The organism is Pseudanabaena sp. 'Roaring Creek' (assembly GCF_001402795.1).
GTDB lineage: Bacteria > Cyanobacteriota > Cyanobacteriia > Pseudanabaenales > Pseudanabaenaceae > Pseudanabaena.
Genome location: NZ_LIRE01000340.1, coordinates 1 through 22,181 on the forward strand (window position 1 = coordinate 1; position 22,181 = coordinate 22,181).

Annotated in this window: 16 protein-coding genes; 12 read left to right on the forward strand and 4 right to left on the reverse strand. The window is 44.8% G+C overall.

Going from position 1 to position 22,181, the window contains the following annotated elements; translation table 11 throughout:
* Positions 1–167 precede the first annotated feature (167 nt).
* On the reverse strand, positions 168–2,654 hold the full coding sequence (locus AC805_RS11525; RefSeq protein ID WP_055075576.1) for a dynamin family protein: 2,487 nt from the start codon (positions 2,652–2,654) through the stop codon (positions 168–170).
* A 414-nt stretch (positions 2,655–3,068) separates the two neighbouring features.
* On the opposite strand from AC805_RS11525, the gene AC805_RS11530 reads away from it, so the two are divergent.
* From AC805_RS11530 to AC805_RS11550, 5 genes are all read left to right on the forward strand, one after another.
* A complete protein-coding gene (locus tag AC805_RS11530; RefSeq protein WP_231662700.1) occupies positions 3,069–3,581 on the forward strand; it encodes a hypothetical protein in 513 nt (170 codons plus the stop codon).
* Between the two features lie 315 nt (positions 3,582–3,896).
* Positions 3,897–4,214: a hypothetical protein gene (locus tag AC805_RS11535; RefSeq protein ID WP_009625402.1), complete on the forward strand. Its 318-nt coding sequence runs from the start codon at positions 3,897–3,899 to the stop codon at positions 4,212–4,214.
* Between the two features lie 102 nt (positions 4,215–4,316).
* Positions 4,317–4,592, forward strand: a complete 276-nt coding sequence (locus AC805_RS11540) for a YggT family protein (protein WP_055075577.1) — start codon at positions 4,317–4,319, stop codon at positions 4,590–4,592.
* A gap of 61 nt (positions 4,593–4,653) precedes the next feature.
* Complete coding sequence (gene fabI / locus AC805_RS11545; RefSeq protein ID WP_040687041.1) at positions 4,654–5,430, forward strand: enoyl-ACP reductase FabI; 777 nt, start codon at positions 4,654–4,656, stop codon at positions 5,428–5,430.
* 78 nt (positions 5,431–5,508) lie between these two features.
* On the forward strand, positions 5,509–6,192 hold the full coding sequence (locus AC805_RS11550) for a Crp/Fnr family transcriptional regulator (protein WP_009625399.1): 684 nt from the start codon (positions 5,509–5,511) through the stop codon (positions 6,190–6,192).
* A 375-nt stretch (positions 6,193–6,567) separates the two neighbouring features.
* Here AC805_RS11550 and AC805_RS11555 read toward each other — a convergent pair whose 3' ends face one another.
* A complete protein-coding gene (locus AC805_RS11555) occupies positions 6,568–8,421 on the reverse strand; it encodes a polysaccharide deacetylase family protein (RefSeq protein WP_055075578.1) in 1,854 nt (617 codons plus the stop codon).
* Positions 8,422–8,721: 300 nt separating this feature from the next.
* The gene (locus AC805_RS11560) at positions 8,722–9,567 is read right to left on the reverse strand and encodes a YdcF family protein (protein ID WP_055075579.1); all 846 of its coding nucleotides are present in this window, start codon (positions 9,565–9,567) and stop codon (positions 8,722–8,724) included.
* Positions 9,568–10,343: 776 nt separating this feature from the next.
* On the opposite strand from AC805_RS11560, the gene AC805_RS11565 reads away from it, so the two are divergent.
* The 7 genes from AC805_RS11565 to AC805_RS11595 all read left to right on the forward strand — a co-directional run bounded on the left by AC805_RS11565 (position 10,344) and on the right by AC805_RS11595 (position 19,371).
* A complete protein-coding gene (locus AC805_RS11565; RefSeq protein WP_072143595.1) occupies positions 10,344–11,639 on the forward strand; it encodes a response regulator in 1,296 nt (431 codons plus the stop codon).
* Between the two features lie 209 nt (positions 11,640–11,848).
* The gene (locus AC805_RS11570; RefSeq protein WP_055075581.1) at positions 11,849–12,208 is read left to right on the forward strand and encodes a PleD family two-component system response regulator; all 360 of its coding nucleotides are present in this window, start codon (positions 11,849–11,851) and stop codon (positions 12,206–12,208) included.
* Positions 12,209–12,346: 138 nt separating this feature from the next.
* Complete coding sequence (locus AC805_RS11575; RefSeq protein ID WP_055075582.1) at positions 12,347–12,712, forward strand: response regulator transcription factor; 366 nt, start codon at positions 12,347–12,349, stop codon at positions 12,710–12,712.
* 1 nt (position 12,713) lies between these two features.
* On the forward strand, positions 12,714–13,223 hold the full coding sequence (locus AC805_RS11580) for a chemotaxis protein CheW (RefSeq protein WP_055075583.1): 510 nt from the start codon (positions 12,714–12,716) through the stop codon (positions 13,221–13,223).
* A 174-nt stretch (positions 13,224–13,397) separates the two neighbouring features.
* Positions 13,398–15,716, forward strand: coding sequence for a methyl-accepting chemotaxis protein (locus AC805_RS11585; protein WP_055075584.1), 2,319 nt, complete (start codon positions 13,398–13,400; stop codon positions 15,714–15,716).
* Between the two features lie 185 nt (positions 15,717–15,901).
* Positions 15,902–18,844 carry a hybrid sensor histidine kinase/response regulator gene (locus tag AC805_RS11590; protein WP_055075585.1) on the forward strand — a complete coding sequence of 981 codons (2,943 nt, stop codon included), beginning with the start codon at positions 15,902–15,904 and terminating at the stop codon, positions 18,842–18,844.
* 14 nt (positions 18,845–18,858) lie between these two features.
* Entirely contained in the window at positions 18,859–19,371 is a 513-nt protein-coding gene (locus AC805_RS11595) for a chemotaxis protein CheW (RefSeq protein WP_055075586.1), read from the forward strand.
* A gap of 137 nt (positions 19,372–19,508) precedes the next feature.
* On the opposite strand, the gene purL is transcribed toward AC805_RS11595, so the two are convergent.
* Positions 19,509–21,836: a phosphoribosylformylglycinamidine synthase subunit PurL gene (purL, locus tag AC805_RS11600; RefSeq protein ID WP_055075588.1), complete on the reverse strand. Its 2,328-nt coding sequence runs from the start codon at positions 21,834–21,836 to the stop codon at positions 19,509–19,511.
* Between the last annotated feature and the right edge of the window lie 345 nt (positions 21,837–22,181).

Consider the following 22,181-nt stretch of genomic DNA (forward strand, 5'->3'; position numbering starts at 1 on the left):
TTCTTGGGGTTTATGTCCTAGTACATTTGGCGATAGCTATGAGTAGTTTGGCATAATTAAAAACCAAAGCCCAGAAAAGCATACCGTCCGCGGCGCGGATGGTATGCTTTTCTGGGCTTTTAGAATTAAAAATATAGCAAAATTTTGTTCGTTTCAAAATTTTGTTATTATGTTTCTAAATCTTGTAACCCATCAACAACAAAAGAATCTGCATCAATTACATCAGCTATATCAACAATAACCGTTGGAACTGACAAATCAATTTCACTGATGATGGGCAACTTCTTACGCGATAAATCTAATGCTTCTAAACATTGATTGATACCCGAAATAGATTCATTGTAAATAGCAATATTTTTCTCTATAGCAACTTGTAAACTGCGATTTTTATCGAGCTTGACTTGAGCTTCTTTTTCCAAGGTTTGGGCTAGATAATCGCGGGCGCGATCGTATTGCTGCAAAATGGCATCTGACTGCTTTTCGGCACTGGCTAGCAAATGCGTGCTGAAGGTTTGATTGATTGTCTGGCGAAAAGTACGCATAATTGTATCTTTCACCTTCAATTCAAAATCTAGTTTCAACAACTGCCGAATTGCTGGCTCCGACTCGATCATGCTCTGATAATCGTAGCCACGACAGGCTTGTTGTAGGGTCTGACGCAATTGATAAATGATATTGGTTTCCTCTGCATAAAACTCTGGTCGTTCCCGCACATAGCGATCGCATTCCGTTCTCGCTTCATTGACTATGGCAGCCGATGCAGTCTGGGCAAGGTTTTCTAAGCGCAGCTCAATGCCACCATCATTACCCAGCAAGCGATAGAGTTCGCGATAATAGGTGGTCTTCTTGATCGTCTCAATTAAATTCTGAAAGAAATTCACAGCAATCTTTTGAGAATTCTCCACCAGTACCTCTTCCAGCTCATTGGCTAAAAAGTAAAAACCTTCGGCGAGAATCCCCATCAATGGGACAACGGAATTGCGCCGATGGCTAGCCTGAGCGCGTTGGTGAACATCAGCAACGGAGAAATTTTCTAGCAATTCATCCAATCGTCGCACCATATTTTCTTTGAGCTTCCGATAATCAGTCTCCAAGCCTTGATTCTTATTGCTTGCCACCGCATCATTTAGCTCTTGAGCAATATGCTCGCGGAAGAGATCTCCAATCTGTTTGAGATCGTGACCGAGCTTCTGCAATTCCTGAGATTTGATCGCTTCAATGTCACGGGGCTGACTTTCCAGCCGATGCCATGTTTCCAAATAGGACTGGCGGAGCGCAATACAAATCGGTTGCAGATCGTCGGCAAGATCGGCAAAAAGCAATGGACGTTTCTCATAGGTGAGATAATTGGTAATTGCCGCCCGAAACTCTTCAATCCCGCTATCCTTAATCAATTGGTTAATCAGGTTTGTACCTAAACTACCCAGCAACCTGACGTATTTCTCATTCTTGGCATTGGTTTCTAAGACACTGTAGGGAATTGGAAATTTAGCAATATCCAGCTTGCCAGAAACCAGACAATAGCTGTTAAATTCATTGACAAATTGGGGTGTACCTTCTTCTCCACCCACCGATTTAACACTTTCTGCAAATATCGAATCTAAACCAAAGCGATCGCCAATGCTGGTATTTTTAATTTGACTACCATAGAAACCCAACAAGCCACTGGTCTTATAGATTTTCGAGCTATTGCGAAATTGGCTAGCAACGATGTGGTTGAGGCGACTCCGTAGTTGCTCGTTGCGCCAAGTCTCGTCAATCCGATTGAACACATAAAATACGCGATCGCGAATACCTGAATTGTTTTGAATCGTTTCGCTGAGTTCTGTCTCATCGGAAGTAAGCTCTCCCGTTGATGCCGTTTTCAGAACAAATACCACTGCTGATGTATCGGGATTTTGAATTTTCTCAAAGGTAAGTAGGGCATCTTTTTTGATCGGGGCATCGATTCCAGGGGTGTCTATGATAACATTGCCATCCTGAAGCAATGGATGATGGCAATAGTATTCCACCCGTTTGAGTACGGCGCTATTAGCTCCACGCCTTGCGTAATCAGCAGCTTTCTTGAGATTTTCAAACCCAAATTGCTCCATCGAATAGGTGGCATTGGCTAGAGAACTAATGCGATCGCGGTTAATAATAAAACCTTCAATCAACAGATTCAGCGCATCAGCATCCTTAGCCCGTTTTGATTTGCTCTTGCCTCCTTCCTGCTCGATTATGGCAAGCGTCAGAGTTTGCAATTGCTTGAGAGATTCGATTTGATTAATATTAATTGGAGCGATCTGCCCAACGAGCTGGCATAGCGCTTGTATCTGCTCGCGTACTTCCACTTCGCTGAGAAAGGTCAAGACCACCCTTTCTTCGCCCACTTTCGCAAAGGCAATTTTACATTCTGTCCCCGTGGCATGTCCCTCGGCGCTATAGAGTAATTCCCTTTCTAATAGCGCATTAATCAGCATGGATTTCCCCGCACTAAAGGTTCCCGCAAATACGATCTCAAAAGTTGGCGCGATCGCCTTCCTCAGAGAAGATTGGACAACACTCCCGTCATGCTGCGATCGTAGGCTTGGTTCCTGCTGTAAAAGCTGTAGAACCGCTTCAACCTGTGACTGTAAATCTTGACATTGAGGAAAAAGGTTTGGCAGAGTCATGAACGCAGTTCCTTAGAATTTAGAAAGTATTTAGAAATTATTTAGAAAGCATTTAGAAAGAATCCATAAAAACGAGTATCGATTGAGCGTCAAATGAGACGGCAGGATTTCCAGCCCCTAGGCTTGGTAGCGCAAAGCGCTGAAAATCTAAGCCCCAAAAACATAAAAAAAAACCTAGAAAAACACGATACCTATCGCAAATATATCATTTGTTTACCCTATAGAATCCAGAAACCATCGACTCATGAAAATTAAAATAACGCTGATTTCCACAGCAATACCCAGCAGATGGGTGGTAGTGCTAGCTGCCGCTACTCGCGCTGTATAGCTTGTATAACTGTCGCCAAGTGTATTACTCCACCCAAAGATTAGCAGTGCGGTGCGAAGCACCGCACTGCTAATCTTTGGGTTTTAATGCGTAGCTATACCAATTCCGAACAAGACTTTGCGGTTATCCATACACAAAGGCAAAGAGTAAGATTAAGTAAGAGTGTTACGATCGCTACAGGTAAATACAGGGACTCAAAACAGGGGCTCAAACTCATGAAATACTACACATTTGGCAATAATTTCCCCAGTGGTGGCGGCGGTGACGATCGCTGGTCAGGTGTGCGCTTTTGGCTAACGGCTTTACTGATTTTTTGGACATTGAGCACGATTGGTTTAGGCTGGCTCGTTAATTCTTTCTTTATCCTGATTGGTCTAGTTACCTTTGTTCCTGTAATTGCCTTTTTTGGTTTGCAATGGTGGATTAAACGTAGCATCATCACTTCAGACTGTCCCGTTTGCGATGCGACTTTTAATGCTTCCCGCTCAAGTCAATTTCAATGCCCTAACTGTGGCGAACCTCTCCAAGAGCAACAAAATAAATTTGTACGGCTTTCCCCACCAGGAACGATCGATATTGACGTTCAAGTTGTCGATTGAACATATTACGCGATCGAGTAGCCATAAACCCCAAGAATTGACTGGCGGCGCTTCTCGCCGCTAGTCAATTCTTGGGGTTTGATTTGTCCTAAATCAAGTGAATATTGCTAAGTAGCTAGGCGCAAGTAAATATAAAACCCAGAATCAAAACCTGTAGCGCACGCGCAGCGTGCGCTACAGGTTTTGATTCTGGGTTTTAATTATGCCCATCGCTATAACGTCAGTCAAAATGATATGATGTGCCAAAAGTCCTACTGTTTAAGCATTGTTTAAACAATATTCAAGGTTGTTGAGATCGTTAAGGCAGGCAAAGCTATGGCAGATAATTCAGGTAATTTTTGGGGAGGCTTTCTCTTCGGGGCTGCCATAGGCGGCGTAGTTGGAGCCTTGGTGGCAATTAAACTCAGTGAGCCAGAAGATGAGATGCTGAATCGTCAATCCGATGGCGAGCGAATCCTAGACAAGCCTCAGACTTCTAGCGAATTTGCCCGTCGCAACCTCGAAAAGAAAATTGCCCAATTGAATGCAGCGATCGACTCAGTTAGCCAAGAACTGGCTACAGCTGAAGGGAAAAATGGTCGCAAGCAAACATCACTTGAATCATTGCGGGATATAAATGGCGATGATAAGTAACGATCGCAATCCTGATTTCTGCTCTATTCAGTAGAATAATGGTAGCTATTTTATATTCATTCTAATTGTTCTACATTCCCACCTACAACCTCACCACATCCTATGGCAGTTATTATTGGTACAGTCAGCTCTTTTATCTCGATCTACCTAGGCTTACTGTTTATTCGGGTGTTGCTAACTTGGTTTCCCAATATTGATTGGTACAACCAGCCCTTTGCTGCCCTCAGCCAGATTACCGATCCCTACCTCAATATATTTCGCTCGATCATTCCGCCACTTGGGGGCATGGATTTTTCGCCCATGTTGGCTTTTCTCGCACTCAGTTTTCTCCAAAGAGCCCTTGCGCCTTTAGCGGCAAGCGCGAGTATGGGCTTTTAATGTAAGCTTTAAATAAAGCTTGTTTATGCTGGGTTCACGTTAGGAAATATACATGACGGGTTTGTTAGATTTGAGCGGGAAAACCGCTCTTGTGACTGGGATTGCCAACAATCGTTCGATCGCTTGGGGTATTGCCCAGAAGTTACATCAGGCTGGTGCTAAGCTCGGTATCACCTATTTACCAGACGATCGCGATCGCAATAAAGGTAAAGTTGCCGAGTTGACCGAGCCCTTAGCGCCAGACTTCTTGTTACCCTGCAATGTTCAGGATGATGCTCAGGTTGACGATCTTTTTACCGCCGTTGCCGAAAAATGGGAAAAAATTGATATTCTGGTGCATTGTCTGGCATTTGCGAATAAAGAAGATTTATCTGGAAGCTTTACTGATATATCCCGTGCGGGATTTCAGTTAGCTTTGGATGTAAGTGCTTATTCCTTAATCCACCTATGCCGCGCCGCCAGACCTTTAATGAAAAATGGGGGTAGCGTAATCACCCTCACCTACATTGGCGGTGTCAAGGTTATTCCTAATTATAATGTGATGGGAATAGCCAAAGCAGCTCTGGAAATGAATGTACGTTACTTAGCTTCGGATATGGGACCTGATAATATTCGGGTCAACGGCATCTCTTCAGGCACGATTCGCACCCTTGCTTCTTCGGCGATCGGTGATATTCACAAAATGTTACATCACTATGAAGAAAGTTCTCCTCTGCGTCGCCTCGTTACGACGGAAGATGTGGGAAATGCCGCAGCGTTTTTGGGTAGCGATTTGTCCAGCGCCATCACTGGGCAGATTATCTATGTAGATTCTGGCTATGAGGTTATGGGTGTTTAATTCCCCCGTAACTTTAGTAGCTAACAATGGCGATCGCTAATCTCTTGCTTACAAGATTCAGTCTTTTAAAAAATTCCCATGCAAACGGATATCTTCAAAGAGCTTTTTCCATTATTTGACGCTGCTAGCGCCGAAACTTTGGAATGGCTCCTCGCTGAAGCAGTAGAACGCGACTATCCTTCAGGAAGGGCTGTGCTGATGGAGGATGCTTGGGGCAATGCTGTGTATTTCATTCTTTCAGGCTGGTTAAAGGTTAGATTCTTAAGAAGTCAGGATGCGACAACACTAGCGATACTTGGTAATGGCGACTTTTTTGGAGAAATGGCGATTTTAGATGAATCACCTCGCTCTACGGATGTAGTCGCCTTTACACCTGTGCGCGTTCTGAGTATTCCCGCCCAGAAGTTTATTCAGTTTCTGTTCAAAGATCCGCAATTACATCATCGGATGTTGCAATTAATGGTACGCCGACTACGCAAAACTAATCAGCGTACCCAATTGCGCCAGCAAGTGCCTGCGGTCAGGATTGCTACGGTTTTGACTGGGTTAGCTGATGCTTATGGAAATAAGAATGAGTCGGGAATTGATATTTTCAATATTCCCGTGCAAGATATTGCTGATTTATCTGAAGTTAGTCCTGAAGATACGACTAAAGTGTTGGATAAACTCAAGGAAAAGGGTTGGATCGTAGTCGATCCTAAACGTCAGGTAATGAGTATCGCCAATGAAAAACAAATGTCGCAGTTAGCTACTTTTCGTTGAATTTTCGTTAAAATCTGCAACTTGCCTTGCGATCGCTTTCTTCCTTTTAAAGCCGCAAAAAGGTGGTACGCCGCCTTTTTGCGGCTTTTCCTTCTTATAGGACTTTTATAGCTGTCGTTAATTACTCCCTTCCCACCCAAAGATTAGCAGTGCGGTGCAAAGCACCGCACTGCTAATCTTTGGGTTTTAATGCGTATTTTTATACTGGGAAGGGAGTATACCAATTCCCAAAATGGCAACGCCATTTTGGGAATCTCAAAACCTTACTGGGTTTGGTTTTTAATTCACAAAAGTGTTGTCACACTTTCGTGAATTGGTATTAAATCCCAAAAGAAGATTAGCGGGCACGAAGTGCCCGCTAATCTTCTTTTGAGTTTAATTCCGAGGATTGAAACTGACGGGGCAATTAGGTTTATCCGCAGTTTCAGTACGCACGGGATCGGGCGGCAATAAAGCGACAATATGGGGCACAGGTCGTGGTTCGTAAGCCATGACAGATTTACCGCGATAGGCAAGAGAGGCACTAGCTCCTGAATCCAGCATTACCACATCCTGTAAACCTGCTTTGGCTAAGATTTTACCCAATCCGACAGAATCGATCATTTCCATAGTTACACCAATTACGGGTCTTCCCGAACGGTCAATTCCCCAAAACGCGCGATCGCGACTAGCATCAAACCCGTAAAGTCTGCCAAAGGATTCGGCGGATTGAGGCTTACCATCGCGCACGAGCCAACCCGCCGCAACAAAAGCATCGGTCACATCGGACATCTCCGATCGCACAGCCTCTAGGGACGTATGCTTAGCGGCATTAAAGGGGATAAATTTGACGGAAGTTGGCCCTATCAAAACTAGAGGTCGTCCATTCAAAAGCGGGTTTTCACCCTTATTACCAGTGTTGAAAATGCCTGCATTGCTGGAAAACTGACTCATGACAGGACCGATCATCGTATTTCCATCGATGCGTTCTAGGGAGAAAAAGCCACCATCCACTGCGGCGATCGCATTAGGGGTCATGGACAAGATCTCCGCAACCTGAGCCCGTTTGTCCGCATGGGCGGTGACAGCTTTGCCCCCGTATACCAAGGTGAGGGGCAACCCGTCGACGGTAACTTTACGTTTTTCCACTGGAGTAGTGAAATCAATAGAACCATTACTTACATTTGGCAATAGCGCCATCTGATTTGAGGCTGTTCCCCCTGATGCTTGCTCGATCGCTTCGCTAAATCGCGATTGACCGAAACGCATAATTGAAAGTAAATCCTCCGATTCATTTGCCGATCGCTCTTGGCGTGGATCGAGACTCATGGAAAGCGCCGCCTTATAGCCCACATCCTTGACTTTATCCTTCGCCCGTTCGGTAAAGTCACCTTCAGGGTAGGTAAAGTAATCGATGGTAATTCCTAATTCTTTTTCAAGTACTTTTTTGGATTCCAGTACTTCGCGATCGATCTCCGCATCGCTCAGATTTTTCATATTGAGATGATTTACGGTATGGGATGCCACGGTGATCAAGCCACTTTTTTGCATTTCCCTGAGCTGATCCCATGTTGCCTTCGGCTTTTTCCCACCCGTCCCCACAAAACGGGTATGTACTGACCATACCGCAGGATAGTTATATTTCTTTAATAATGGGAATGCATATTTATATTGCCCCAAATAATTGTCATCAAAGGTAAGTAATACAGGCTTTTCTGGCAGTTGTCCCCCCGTACGCAGATAGCTTACCATTCGATCCATGGTGATCGGGGTATAGCCTCCGTCTTGCAACATTTGAAAATGTTTTTCGAGATCCTCAGGAGTCACATCCCAATCAACATCTTTTACCGATGTAATGTCGTGATACATGATGATCGGGATTTTTGCAGCACGGGCGCGATCGCTAATTTGTGGGAAAGGGGCAGGGGTAAAGCTGGCGATCAGATCGGCATTGAGGCTACCGCTCAAACTTGATAGGGTTGGTAAGGGATCATTAGCGATCGCATTGATCGCCCTTACCTGATACAGGGAAGCCGTCACCGACTCGAGAGCATTGTATTGACAAAAGGATGCCGAACCTTTAGCCGTTTCTCCTACGGAGGATACAAGCACATCATCAGCAACGGAACTAGGACGATTCACAAGGCGCGAGGCGATTGCTGCGCCCATCCCAGTTCCGAGGGCAGCTAATCCCAGCACGATCCAAATCGTGTTCGTGCTGCTGCTACTTTTGCCTTTGCCCCTGCTCATAAAGATTTATAAATTTTTTGAATATTACTACGGCTTATTTAATCAGAGAGCCATCACGTACACAAGTACTTGTACCAAGTTAAGAAATGGCGTAGCCATTTCTTATAGCTACAGTCACTTGACCTAGGACGAATCAAACCCCAAGAATTGATTGGCGGCGCTTCGCGCCGCCAATCAATTCTTGGGGTTTATGTCCTATTACATTTGGCGACAGCTATAACTTGAAAACTCTTACGAGGTTTAGTTTTTAATTCACAAAAGTGTTTTCACACTTTCGTGAATTGTTATTATAGGGATTTGCTAAGCCCAACCTACCATTTGGTAAATAAATAATCCGATATATTCCTTAATGGCGTTGGTTGTATTTTTAAGAGCCTCCGCGCTAGGTAAAAGATCTAAAATTGATGCCCAACCCTTATTGTTTTCATTCTGGACTGCTAAAAAGTCTGTCGGTGCAGCAATGCATTCAAATCCAACTTTACGAAATATTTCCATCGATCGCGGCATATGCAGAGCTGAGGTCACTAATAATATTTGATTGATTCCTCTTTTACTTAAGATCTGTTTTGTATTCACTGCATTCTCACGGGTATTCAAAGACTGCGACTCTTGAATGATGGCTTGACTCGGAACGCCCACAAATTCAGCGATCGCCGCCATATCTTCGGATTCAGGATTACCACCTTCGCCATACCACTCAGCACGACCGCCTGTTACCACTAATAAGGGTGCATGACCCTGCTTATGTAGCAACGAACCGTACAAAATCCGATCGCCCGCTTCATTAACTTCATACCAAGGTCGTGGGTATAGGCGCGGACGAGTACCACCACCCAAAACCACAATTGCTTCCACTTGTGGTAAATTGCCTTTGGGCAAATATTGCCATTCTAGCGATCGCACTAACAACTGAGAGAGAAATTCATTACTGCCCAAGCATAAAACTGTTAAAGCAGTTCCAAGTAAAGTCGCAATTATCTTCTTTTTCGTGAATAGTTTGAAGGTTGCCTGAGAAGTGACGCTGTTCGCATTGCGCGATCGTTTATTTCGCCCTAAAAAAATTACTAAGGCAATCAATATTAAAAGAATCGATAAACCCAATGGGTAAAAAAACAAAGGTAAAAGTTTCGATAAAAAAATTGACACAGCTTAAAACCATCTTTGTAAATATTACATAAAATAAAAGCTTCTTTAAAATCGTTTTATAGATACTACATATAAATAATACATAAAAATCCTTGGTTATGCTAATTTTTGTAAGCGTGGGAGCAGGCAAAAACTAGGATAAGAAATCACATCAAGAAGTGATCTAGATCAAAAGCATTTGCATAAATAAAATATGAAATAATTTAATTTCTTGAAAGCAATTGGGTAAGTTGACAGGTATGTTTAGGAAATTAGTAACTCTATTAATAGCTATCAAATATTGTTTAAATATGGTTAATCTATAGTAAATTTATTCCATTTGCGATCGGACTGTGCTTTAATAGCCAATAAGGGAATTAACGATACATCACAAGTGAGCCATTAAGAGATATTAAGAAGTTATTGCGCTTAATTTCTGAGATTTTGGGCTTTAATTAAAATAGTTGGCTTAGCTGGGAGATACTAGAAAATTTCATTTTCAATATCTTTAATTAAGCTAAATGCTTAAGCAATAGGCTTAAGTTAATATAATTCATCCAGCATAGTTAACATAAAAAACGCTTGTGAAGCCGAATGTAAGGGATTGGGGATTATTCCAAAACGATCTACTACTTTTTGCTGACCGATAAGGATTTTTAGGGGGGTAAGATAATTTTAATAATCATTTTGATAATTCAAGGGCTAAAAGGCTTAAGGCTTAATTCGTAAAATCAAAACATTCCTAAGGTGTGTGATTTCGATATCAATTCCGAACTTAACAATTGGTAGTAATTACTATGATGTGTTCTGACATTCATATAGACGATGTAAGTCAAGACAAAAAACAATCTGCTCGCGAACTTTTAAAAAGTTTGGAATTAAGCAGAGATGGATGCGTTTATTTTGTCCGCGATCGCGTTCGTTGGTCGTTTTATATAGTACGCGGTAAATTGGTGTACGCCTCACACTCCTTAGATAGTTTTGAGCGGTTAGAAAGACATTTACGATCGCTCAGCCGAGAAGTACCCTCCCTAAACGATAAACTGCGATCGCAACTGCGGCTAATGTTTGACGATCCATCGCCCGAAAAGGCAAAATACAAAGTCACGAGCGAAATGCTTTGTGTTGAATATCTAGCTATTCTTTGGCTAGTGGATGAGAACTACCTGCCCAAGCCGATGGCTGGCAAATTAGTGGCGCGGATTATTCAGGAAGTAGTGGAATCATTTCTCTGCTTACCCAATGGCAACTTTAACGATATGTATTACGAGCATTTTCTGCAACAGACCTATTGCAGTTTATCGATCGATCGCATTGTCGAAGTTGTTAATCAGCGTCTAAAAGCATGGTACAGCCTTGGACCTACGATTCGTTCTCCTTACCAATGCCCGTATTTAGTCAGTCAGTCAACCGCCGAAAAGAGCATGTCTCCTGAAACTGTCCAGCGCCTTGGACGTATTTTACGGGGATTTAACTTTTGTCAATTGGGAGCATTACTGTCGAAGGATCCTTTAGCGATCGCCAAGCAGCTCAGTAACCTCATTAGTGATGGTGCGATCCTGTTAAGGGATCCCTTATCCCCCTTTGACATGCTGCCCCATACCTACTATCTGGCTCCCGAGGCTGAGCAGGAAAATATCACGCAATTGTCGGAAACTTTCGATGATGAAGTTAGCTCAGGGGATGATATCGCCAACATTTCGCAAGCTTTCAAAAGTCAATCCGCCAAAACATGGAAGATTGTCTGTATTGATGATAGCGAATCGATGCTGAGTATTATTAGTAGTTACCTCGGGCGAGAAGATTTTCAAGTTACCTTAATTCAAGACTCAATGAAGGCGTTGATGAAGATTAATTCAATTCGTCCCGATCTAATTTTGTTGGATATAGGAATGCCTAATGTTGATGGCTATCAACTATGTACTTTAATTCGCAAGTCTTCAGCCCTTAAGGATATTCCCATTGTTATGGTAACAGGAAATAAGGGAATAATCGATCGCGCAAGAGCTCGTTTTGCAGGGGCTACTGACTACCTGACTAAGCCATTTATGCAGGCAGACTTGCTCAAAATGATGATGCGGCACCTACTCTAAAGTATACATAATTTGGCTGATTAATAGTCTCTTAATGCCTTCTAAGTCATGTATGTGGGACAATTACAACTGAATTATGTTATATTTATGTTCTATTTAGAATTAGAAAATTGGATAAAAATTACTTAATTAAAAGTAAGACCGAAATTCCAAATCTAATGTATTTAATAGGCAAAGTTAATTAACTGAAAGCAATTTTAGAGGCTATTATGACGACGATTCTCGTGGTTGAAGATACTCCTTCCGAGCAGGATTTGATTGTTAGCTATTTGGGCGAAGGTGGGTACAATGTTGTTACTGCAACAAATGGACAGGAAGCTCTCAAAAAGATTGGAGATAAGAAGCCCAATGTAGTAATTACCGACTTGGTAATGCCTGGGATGAGTGGATTGGAGTTATGTCGGAGCTTAAAAAAGAACGACGACACTAAGGACATTCCTATAGTAGCTTGTACTTCTAAGGATCAAGAACTGGATCGATTGTGGGGGATGAAACAAGGGATTGCTATTTACTTAACTAAGCCATTCTCTCGTGACGATATATTGAGAGCGGTTCGTTCGGTGGTCTAGATCGAATGGCTTCTTGATACCGCGCTCGTAGAAGACGTTGTTACATTGCTCTACTAACTTTACTAATTATTTTCTAATTAGGAGTTCCTCCAAAAGCTCATCCTATCCAATTCGACATAATAGCAAGGAGATAAGATCTTGATTAAAGTATTGGTTGTGGAAGATACGAATTCAGAACGCGAATTAATTTGTGATTATCTGCGAGAAGGTGGATATTCTGTAATCAGTGCCTGCGACGGGAAAGATGGGTTGGATAAATTCGAGCAAAGCCGACCTAACGTTGTAATTACAGATATCATGATGCCTGAGATGAGTGGATTGGAACTATGTAGAGCAATTAAAAAATCGATTCTAGGGGCTGTTCCTGTCATTGCTTGCACGGCAAAAAGACAGGATTTAGATCGATTTTGGGGTATGAAACAGGGGCTAGATGCCTATCTAACTAAGCCGTTTACAAGAAATGACATAGTGCAAGCGGTACAGTCTCTAAATTTGGGAGAATGACGTGAGTAATTTGACGATTGAACTACGGGAAGAGAAATCACAAGCGATCGCAGGATTGCCTTACTTAAGTCTGTATGTGGAGCGTAATATCAACGTAGCCGTGCAGTTAAAGTTTGTCCGCGAGACCTTGACATTGGCAGGCGATCGCTTTACTCAAATGCCCAACGTTCATTCCTGTTTAATTGGTTTAGTCGAGCACCGCAGTAATGTTTTTTGGGTACTGGACTTACCGCAATTATTGGGATTTGAATCCCTCGATTCGACGACGGTTGAGAAGCATATAGCGGTTTTACAAATAGCCGATATGTTTCTCGGTCTCGCTGTGTATAGTGTCAGCCGAGTACTACGATTTACCGAGACAGACATCGTATCTCCCTTAGTACTGCCAAATACTAAGGCTGCACTCCAAACCGTACCTTTTCTTAAGGGTTGTGTGATGGCTCCCGATGGCAATAACAGCATATATGTACTTGATGCTGAAGCGATCGCAAACTTCAATTTTGCGATCTAGGCTTACTGTCTAGGCTTGCGATCTAGATTTGCTATTTAAGAAGGTTAGGACGATCAAATCTTTATAATTCCAAGAAATTATATCGCCTAACCTCAAAAACTTTTCGATCCCAATTAAATCTAACAGCCAAAACTAATAGATAACTAACAGATAAAACTAACAGAGGATAAATCAATGGTTCTCGATTCGCGTACCCATGTCGATAGCAATGAAAAAATCAAGGATAAGGGCGATCAAGTCCCTGCTAATGGCTCCATTGATATAACGGAAATCACCTCAACGGCTCCTCCTACATCGGGGAAAAGGGCAGCAGCAAGCCAGCGTAAATCCATTGGTCAATGGTGGCAAGCTTTAGGATTACGTACGAAAACCACGATTGTTTCGGTGGCGGCGATTACGATTCCCTTGATTTCCTTGGGGGGCTTTGCTGCCCTTTATGTTGGACAAAATATCGCGAATACAACCAAGCAATCTCAAGCTCTCCAAGCTCAGGGTCTAGCAACTCGAATGGCATATTTCATGCGGGAGCGCTATGGTGATGCTCAAACATTGTCGCAACTGACTTTTTTAACTAATCCTAAGGTGCAAGCGACTTTAACCATTCCAGAGCAAAAGGCAATTCTCGATAATTACCTCAAGTCTTACTTGGTCTATGACAGTATTGCGGTAGCTGCCTTGGATGGGAGAGTGGTTCTTGATGTTGGCGAACCTTCCCTTCCTAATATTTCCCAACGACCCTATTTCCAAACAGTGCTGACAACTGACAAGCCCTTCATCAGTCAACCTGAACCATCAGTTGTAACTAAAAAAGTTAGTATCTTTGTTGGCGCGCCTATTAAGGATGTTAACACGGGTAAAACCATTGCAATTATTCGCGCTCGACTGAAAACAGATGCGATGGACGAGGTAATTAAGGACGTTGGTGGAGGTAATTCCAAATACTACTTAACTGAATCTGACGGTAGTTTCTTTTTGGCGACGGACAAGGATAGAATTGGACGTACTTTCAAATCTGACCTTCCCTTGTTGACTCCTCTCCTTGCCAAGCGGGAAGTAAGTTCCGCAACAGTGGTTGATAGTCAGACTTCGCAAGAGCAGTTTGCGGGTTACGCTCCCCTACCCCAGTTGGACGGACTGCCAGATCTGAAATGGGACGCAGTACTGACGATTGACAGTAATACCGCGCTTAAGCCCTTGCAACAGTTGCTCTTAATTTTGCTCCTTGCCACGGCGGGTGTGGGGGCTACCGCGACCTTATTGGCAATTGTCATCGCCCAACGCGCCACCCAACCCGTTATCGATGCTACGGCGGCGGTGGTTGAACTAGGTAAGGGTAATCTCGATACTCGTCTCGAAGTCCAAGGGCAAGATGAGCTAGCCCAGTTGGGAGGCAACATCAACTTAATGGCAGGACAGCTACAGGAATTTATCGCCCTCCAAGGAGTCCAAATGCAACAATCGGCGGAAGCCGCCGAAAGAGAGCGTTTGCGCAGCGAATCGATTCAGCGTGAGTTGATCGAATTGCTATCGGACGTTGAAGGTGCAGCATCGGGAGACTTGACCGTACGCGCTAAGATATCTGCTGGGGAAATTGGGATCGTTGCCGACTTTTTTAACGCGATCGTGGAAAGTTTGCGGGACGTTGTATCGCAGGTAAAAGTTGCCACGTTGCAGGTAAACACCTCAGTAAACACTAATAATGAATCGATTCGTACCCTAGCCAGCGACGCGACCCTACAGGCAGAACAACTGGATGATGCGCTGCAATCGGTAGAACAGATGACCGACTCGATCCAACAGGTGGCAAGTAACGCGAAAGAAGCTGCCGATGCTTCTAACTCAGCGGCGGCAACTGCGGAAACTGGTAGCTTAGCGATCGAGAAGTCCGCCGAAAGTATCCTCCAACTACGTCAAACCGTTGCGGAAACAGCGAAAAAGGTCAAGAGACTGGGTGAAGCGTCGCAACAAATTTCTAAGGTAGTCGTGCTGATCGATCAAATTGCGCTCAAAACCAATATGCTAGCGGTAAACGCCAGTATTGAGGCGGCTCGCGCAGGGGAAGAAGGTCGCGGTTTCGCGGTGGTTGCGGAAGAAGTTGGTGCATTGGCGGCGCAGTCGGCAACGGCAACTAAGGAAATCTCGCGAATTGTTGAGAGCATTCAACAGGAAACTAGCGAGGTTGTGGAATCCATGGAAGCTAGTACGGTACAGGTGGTTGAAGGTACGAATAAGGTTGAGGATGCCCGTAGAAGTTTGAATCAGATTGTGGAAGTGGCAAGGAAAGTAAACGAACTGTTCCAAGGCATTTCTTCGGCTACTACTTCACAGGTGCAAACTTCACAATCGGTGAAGTCGGTTATGGAAAATCTTTCCAATCAATCGCAGAAGTCGTCAGAAACATCGCGAGAAGTAGCGATCGCTCTCCAAGAAACCGCAAACGTAGCCAGTAAGCTGCAAGCTTCGGTAGAGACATTTAAGGTGGATGTGGCATAGCCTTATTTGATGGTCAATCTTTAGACGCTCAATCTTTGATGGTTAATCTTTGATGGTTAATTTATGTTTTACCTAGGCAAGGCAAAGACAAGGCAAAGACAAGGTAAAAATAACCCATAGATAACCCATAGATAACTCATAGATTGACCATCCATCTAAAAATATCAAAATTAGTAGAGGTCGATATGGCTATTGATACATTAACCGATCGCGAATGGAAAGTGCGATTACTATTTCTCGATGAAGTTAGAGATTATCTCGCCGACATCGAAACGGAAGTATTAGGTTTGAGCGATCGCGGTTTACAGAAATCGGCGATTAATAAAATTTTGCGGGCAGCTCACTCGATGAAGGGAGGGGCTGCCATGATGGGTTTTCAGGCTCTCAGCGAGCTAGCCCACAAGTTAGAAGACTTTTTTAAGATCTTGCAAGCCAAAAATCAAACAGCGATCGCTTCTGAGATGGAAAGCCTATTTCTAGGCGTGATCGATGGTATGGGTAAGGTTGCCAACATTCATAAGCAGCGCAAATTACCCAATATTGATTGGATGCAGGAGCAGATTGAGCCGCCTTTTCGACAGCTCCATGCCATATTAGGAGACCTATCCTCCCACGATGAAGCTAGTCTTCTATCCGAAGAGGTCGGGCAAGATATGCGCGTCCTCATGTTTACGACTGAAGTGGATGCCTGTCTCGATCGCTTAACTAGCGTTCTCAACGATCCCAATGCGCGGTTGCTTAAGGAAGAATTTGAACTTACGAGTCAGGAGTTTGGCTGTTTAGGTGAAATGTTGGAGTTGCCAGCCTTTAGCCAACTTTGTGAAGAGATCGGTCAAGCCTTAGCAGACAAAAGTAATAATCTTAGAGCAGTAGCAACCGCAGCATTAGCGGCATGGCGGCGATCGCAAGCGCTAGTCTTGGTTAGCCAGTTTCAAGCCTTACCCGCACATTTTGAAATAGTAACGGCAAACCCACCGTCAGTTAAAGATCTGCTGAGTTCTCCTGCGCCAGAATCACCCTTGCAGGATTCTCTAGAGGAAACTGCTCTTCAAGATGAGAACAGTATTATCTATGATGAAAATATCATCTATGAAGATCCGACCATCAGTCTCGATCAATCATTACTGGATATATCAGATTTTCAAGATATAACCCCTAACGGTTCGATTATTGGCGAAAATCTACCGCCTAGATCTGAACAAAATATCGGTACTACGGTTCGGATTCCCTTACAACAGTTGGAATTGCTGAGCGATCGCTTCGGTGAACTGAATGCGGAACGGAGTGGATTGCGCCTTCAGTTAAAACGGATGCGCGACCTAGTGCAACTTTTAAATAAGAGAATGCATGGCTTAGAGCAGTCCAACGCCCAATTGAGAGAAGCCTACGATCGCGTGGCCACCTCGGAAACTTTTAAACCTATAGCTGCTATCCCTCCTTCGGAAAAGTTAGCTCTCCCCCCTAGCGAAACCTTTCTACCCTATGCCAGTCGATTCGATCTCTTAGAAATGGACTCTTATAGTGAGTTGCACGTACTATCAAGGGAAATTATGGATAGCGTGGTGCAGTTGCAGGAGGTGTCCAGCGACTTGGAGACCGCTTTAACCGATACCGAAAGCACCGAACGCGAACTAGGGCGAGCCTCACGGCAAATGCAAACGGCGATCGAACAGGCGAGAATGCGAATGCTTAGTGAGATTTTTGGTCGATTCCCGCGTCTCCTCCGCGACCTATCTCTATCTCATGGCAAGCAGGTTGAATTGGTAGTCCGTGGTAGTTCGACATTGGTGGAGCGATCGGTAATTGAAGTTTTAGAAGATCCGCTTTTACATTTGATTCGGAACGCTTTCGATCATGGGATCGAATCCCCTGAAGCTCGTATCGCCAAAGGTAAATCACCGAAGGGGAGAATCGAAATTGCCGCAGGTTATCGAGGTAACCAAACCATAATTACGGTCAGCGACGATGGTAATGGGATCGATTTCGCCAAACTCCGCGATCGCGCTTTACAGATGGGATTAAGTGAGAGCGATCTGGATGATTCGACCGAAGCCGAGCTTTTGGAGTTAATTTTTGAAGCAGGCTTTAGTACGGCGGAGCGCGTAACCTCGCTTTCAGGGCGCGGCGTGGGGATGGATGTAGTCCGCTCGAATTTGAATAGAATTGGAGGGAACGTCCGCGTTGAAACCGAAGCGGGTAAAGGTACGACTTTTATTTTGACAGTACCCGTTTCTCTATCTATTGCTAAGGTGCTCTTGTTTGAGAGCAGTGGCTTACAGATGGCAATTCTCGTCGGCGGCGTTGAAGAAATTCTTCTCATGAAAGATGCGAAGATCCACACCGTTGCCGATCAGAGATTGCTCGATTGGGAAGGATATTCCGTACCTTTATTTAAACTTGGGGATCGCCTTCAGTTCTCTCGCCCTCAATTACAGACAGAGACGGAAAACCGCCCTATTGTCGATGAACCCTTAATTGCGATCGTAACCCACAATAACGTGCCGTTTGGGTTGCAAGTCGATCGCTATTGGGGTGAGCAGGAAGTTACGATTCGGGGTGTGCAGAGTCTCATTCCTCTACCCACAGGCTTTATGGGTTGTGCGATCTTGGGCGGCGGTAAGCTCGTACCCCTAGTAGATATTGATGGATTGGTTACTTGGGCGATCAATATTGAGCTCCCCCTTAGCAAGCCACTCACGCTCATGCCTAAGAAAGATACGCAGAGAAGGACGGTATTGGTAGTTGATGATTCGATTAACGTGCGGCGCTTTGTCGCGATGACCTTAGAAAAAGCCAACTATCGAGTAGAACAGGCTAAAGACGGGCTGGAGGCGATGGAAAAATTGCGAAAAATGCAAACATTGCCTAAAAATGCTCAGGTCAGCTTGGTCATCTGCGACATTGAGATGCCCCGTCTCGATGGCTTTGGCTTTTTAGTGCAGTCCCGTGCCGATCCCCATTATCAAGACCTTCCTGTCGTTATGCTCACATCACGCAGTGGCAATAAGCATCGAGATCTTGCCATGCGTTTGGGAGCATCGGCATATTTCTCTAAGCCCTTTAAGGATAACGAGCTCCTACAAACCCTATCGCAACTGATCTCTAATCGGCAGCTACAGTCAACTTAAAACTCAAAATCCCTATGCCAGCTATTTCCTCTCTGCGATCGCAAAGACTTTCCGAACTTCGTACCGATATCGGGCAGCAATATGTTGCTTTTAGAATGCGCCTCGCATGGTTTATTCTTCCCGTTAAATCCATTTATCGGGTGATTCCCCTTGAAAAAACCATTCCTAAACTTACTGTAGTAGGGCAGAATGTGCCAATCGTCGATCTAGGCAAGCTCCTATTTGCCCAGACGCAAACTGCTGCTAACACAGTCCAGCCACTCATCGCCAATGGCGCGAGAGTCGTCTCCAAACCCTGCCTAGTCGTAGTTCGCAGTCAAACTGACGATCTAGTTGGAATACTCAGTAACTCTCAGCCAGCGCTCCAAAAGATCTTGCAGGATAATCTCGTACCGCTACCACAAACCTACGTGCAGCGTTGGAAGGTTGATTTTATTACTTCGATGACTATTCCTTCTAAGGAACGTCCCTCTTTGTTTGCGATCGATAGCGATCGCTTAGTATCCAAAATTTTGCATACAAAATAATCTATCGCAATGTATAGCTAGAGCAACGCAAGGTGAAAAAAAACCAATAGAGAATTGCAGCGCTCTGCGCTGCAATTCTCTATTGGGGTTAAGGATGGGCGGCGCTTAGCGCCGCCCATCCTCTTTTAGCATGATTTTTATAAGCCATGTCCCATACGTTTGGGGATAGCTTCGTTAAAATTCTTGGTGATTTGGGCGAGGGATAAGGCGATCGCCCGATCGTCTCCAATGGCAATGGTTAGGTCGCTATTTGCCTCGCTGACCCTGCCAATATATTGCCAATTTTTGTGCAAAAGATCGTTAAGGTGTTCTTCCCACAAGGCGCGATCGCTTTCCTTGACTGACACAATAATGCGACTTGCCCCTTCGCCAAATAAAATTTGGGTGGGATGTAAGCCTTCCACCGCCGACAACTGGATCTGGGCTGTGAGTTTGCCAGAAATAGAGGACTCCGCCAAAGCGATCGCCAACCCGCCCTCTGAACAATCATGGGCTGATCGTACTACCCCCCGCGCAATACCTTGGCGGCAGACCAACTGCACTTGGCGCTCTAGTTCAAAGTTTACGGGCAGAGGTTTGCCAGCTACCTCACCGATCACAGAGGCAAGATATTCCGAACCCGCCAGACTGACGCGATCGCTGCCGAGCAGATAAATTGCATCCCCAGCGGATTGCCAGCCCTGACCGCAAACCTTAGTCACATCCTCAACTAGTCCGACCATGCCGATGACTGGAGTGGGATAGATGGGCTGAGAAGTTCCTTCCGCATTAATGGTCTCGTTGTAAAGCGAAACATTGCCGCCCGTAACTGGGGTTTGCAATTCGCGGCAGGCATCGGCAATACCTCGACAAGCCTCATGCAGTTGCCAATAACCGATCGCATGTTCTGGGCTACCAAAGTTTAAATTATCTGTAACTGATAGCGGTTCCGAGCCAACACAGGAGAGATTGCGAGCCGCTTCGGCTACCGCTAGTTTTGCTCCCTCATAGGGATCGAGATAGACATAACGGGCATTGCAATCGACGGTAGCCGCTACTCCCACCAGAGAGTCCACATTGCATTGCCTAGAATCCAACTCACCCGTGCCAAAGCCTTGACTGCGCAAACGAATTACCGCCGCATCCGCTCCTCCTGGAAAAATTACCGTATTATTCTGAACTTGATGATCGTACTGGCGATAGACCCATGCCTTGGAGGCGATCGCAGGGGTATCGAGGAGTTGCAAAAGAGCCTCATTAGGCGTAATCGCTTTAAAAGCAGCGATCGCCGTTTGCTCGTCCCAAGCCCAAGCTTTTTGGGCATATTCAGGGGTGTCAGCGAGTTGACGATGATAAATGGGTGTATTGTCTGCCAGCGCAGTGGCAGGAATCTCCGCCGCGATCTCACCATGCCAAAGAATCCGCACAATTGGTTCCGCTAGAACCTCACCTGCCACCACGGCATGAAGTCCCCACCGTTCAAAAATATCGATTAGTTCTTGCTCTCTTCCCTTATGGGCGACAAATAGCATCCGTTCCTGTGATTCGGAAAGTAGATATTCATAGGGAGTCATTCCCGCTTCACGGGCAGGAATCTTATCCAAGTCTAGTACAACCCCCACACCACCTTTCGCCGCCATTTCTGAAGTGGAACAGGTCAACCCCGCAGCACCCATGTCCTGTGCTGCTACCACCGCACCTGTTTTAAATGCTTCTAGACAAGCTTCCACTAGGGCTTTCTCAAGGAAGGGATCGCCCACCTGTACCGCAGGGCGGCTCTGTTCCGATTTGTCTGAAAGTTCGGAACTGGCAAAACTCGCCCCCTTCATGCCGTCTCGTCCCGTTGTAGAACCAACATAAATCACTGGATTCCCGATTCCTGAAGCGCCCGACTTGACGATTTCCTTCGTTTCCATAATGCCGATCGCCATCGCATTTACGAGCGGATTGCGGTTGTAGGCTTTGTCAAAGTAGACTTCACCACCCACCGTGGGCACACCGATACAATTACCATAGCCAGCAATGCCGTTGACAATGCCATTGACGCGACTGCGTACCCAAGGATCGGACAGCTCACCAAATCTTAAGGAATTCAAGAGAGCCACGGGTCGCGCACCCATGGTAAAAATATCGCGCAAAATACCTCCGACTCCCGTAGCTGCGCCTTGGTATGGCTCGACGGCGGAGGGGCGATTGTGACTTTCGATCTTAAAACTAATCGCAATCTCGTCGGTAATTTTGACCACCCCTGCATTCTCCCCAGGCCCAACCAAAATGCGATCGCCTGTAGTGGGAAATTGTTTTAGTAAAGGACGAGAATTTTTATAACAGCAATGCTCTGACCACATTACGCCAAACATCCCCAATTCGGCTTTGTTAGGCTCACGACCGAGGCGATCGCAAATCATTTGATATTCTTCTAGGGTTAATCCCTCAGATTTGATTTCGGCTGGGGAAAACTTGGCTGTAGCGGTATTGACGGTCATAATTAACATGCGAAAAAGTTTGGGAACGCTGATTTGATAGCTCGGCAATTACTCTCAGCAGCTATTAATCTAACATTTTTATCGCAAAATTATCGATGGTAAAACGAGTCAAAACCGATAGCTAGCAGGCAAACTATCCCTAATTTTTTCCAATTCTTCCAAATCCTTTCTTCCAAATCCTTTCTTCTAAATCCTTTCTTCTAAATCCTTTCTTATTAAGAACTTCCGTAACTACTTATTAAGTAGCTAGGCATAATTAAAAAACAAAACCAGAGAGCGTACCGCCCGCTAAGCGGGCGGTACGCTCTTCTAGGTTTTAAGTTTACTTATGCCTAGCTACTTACA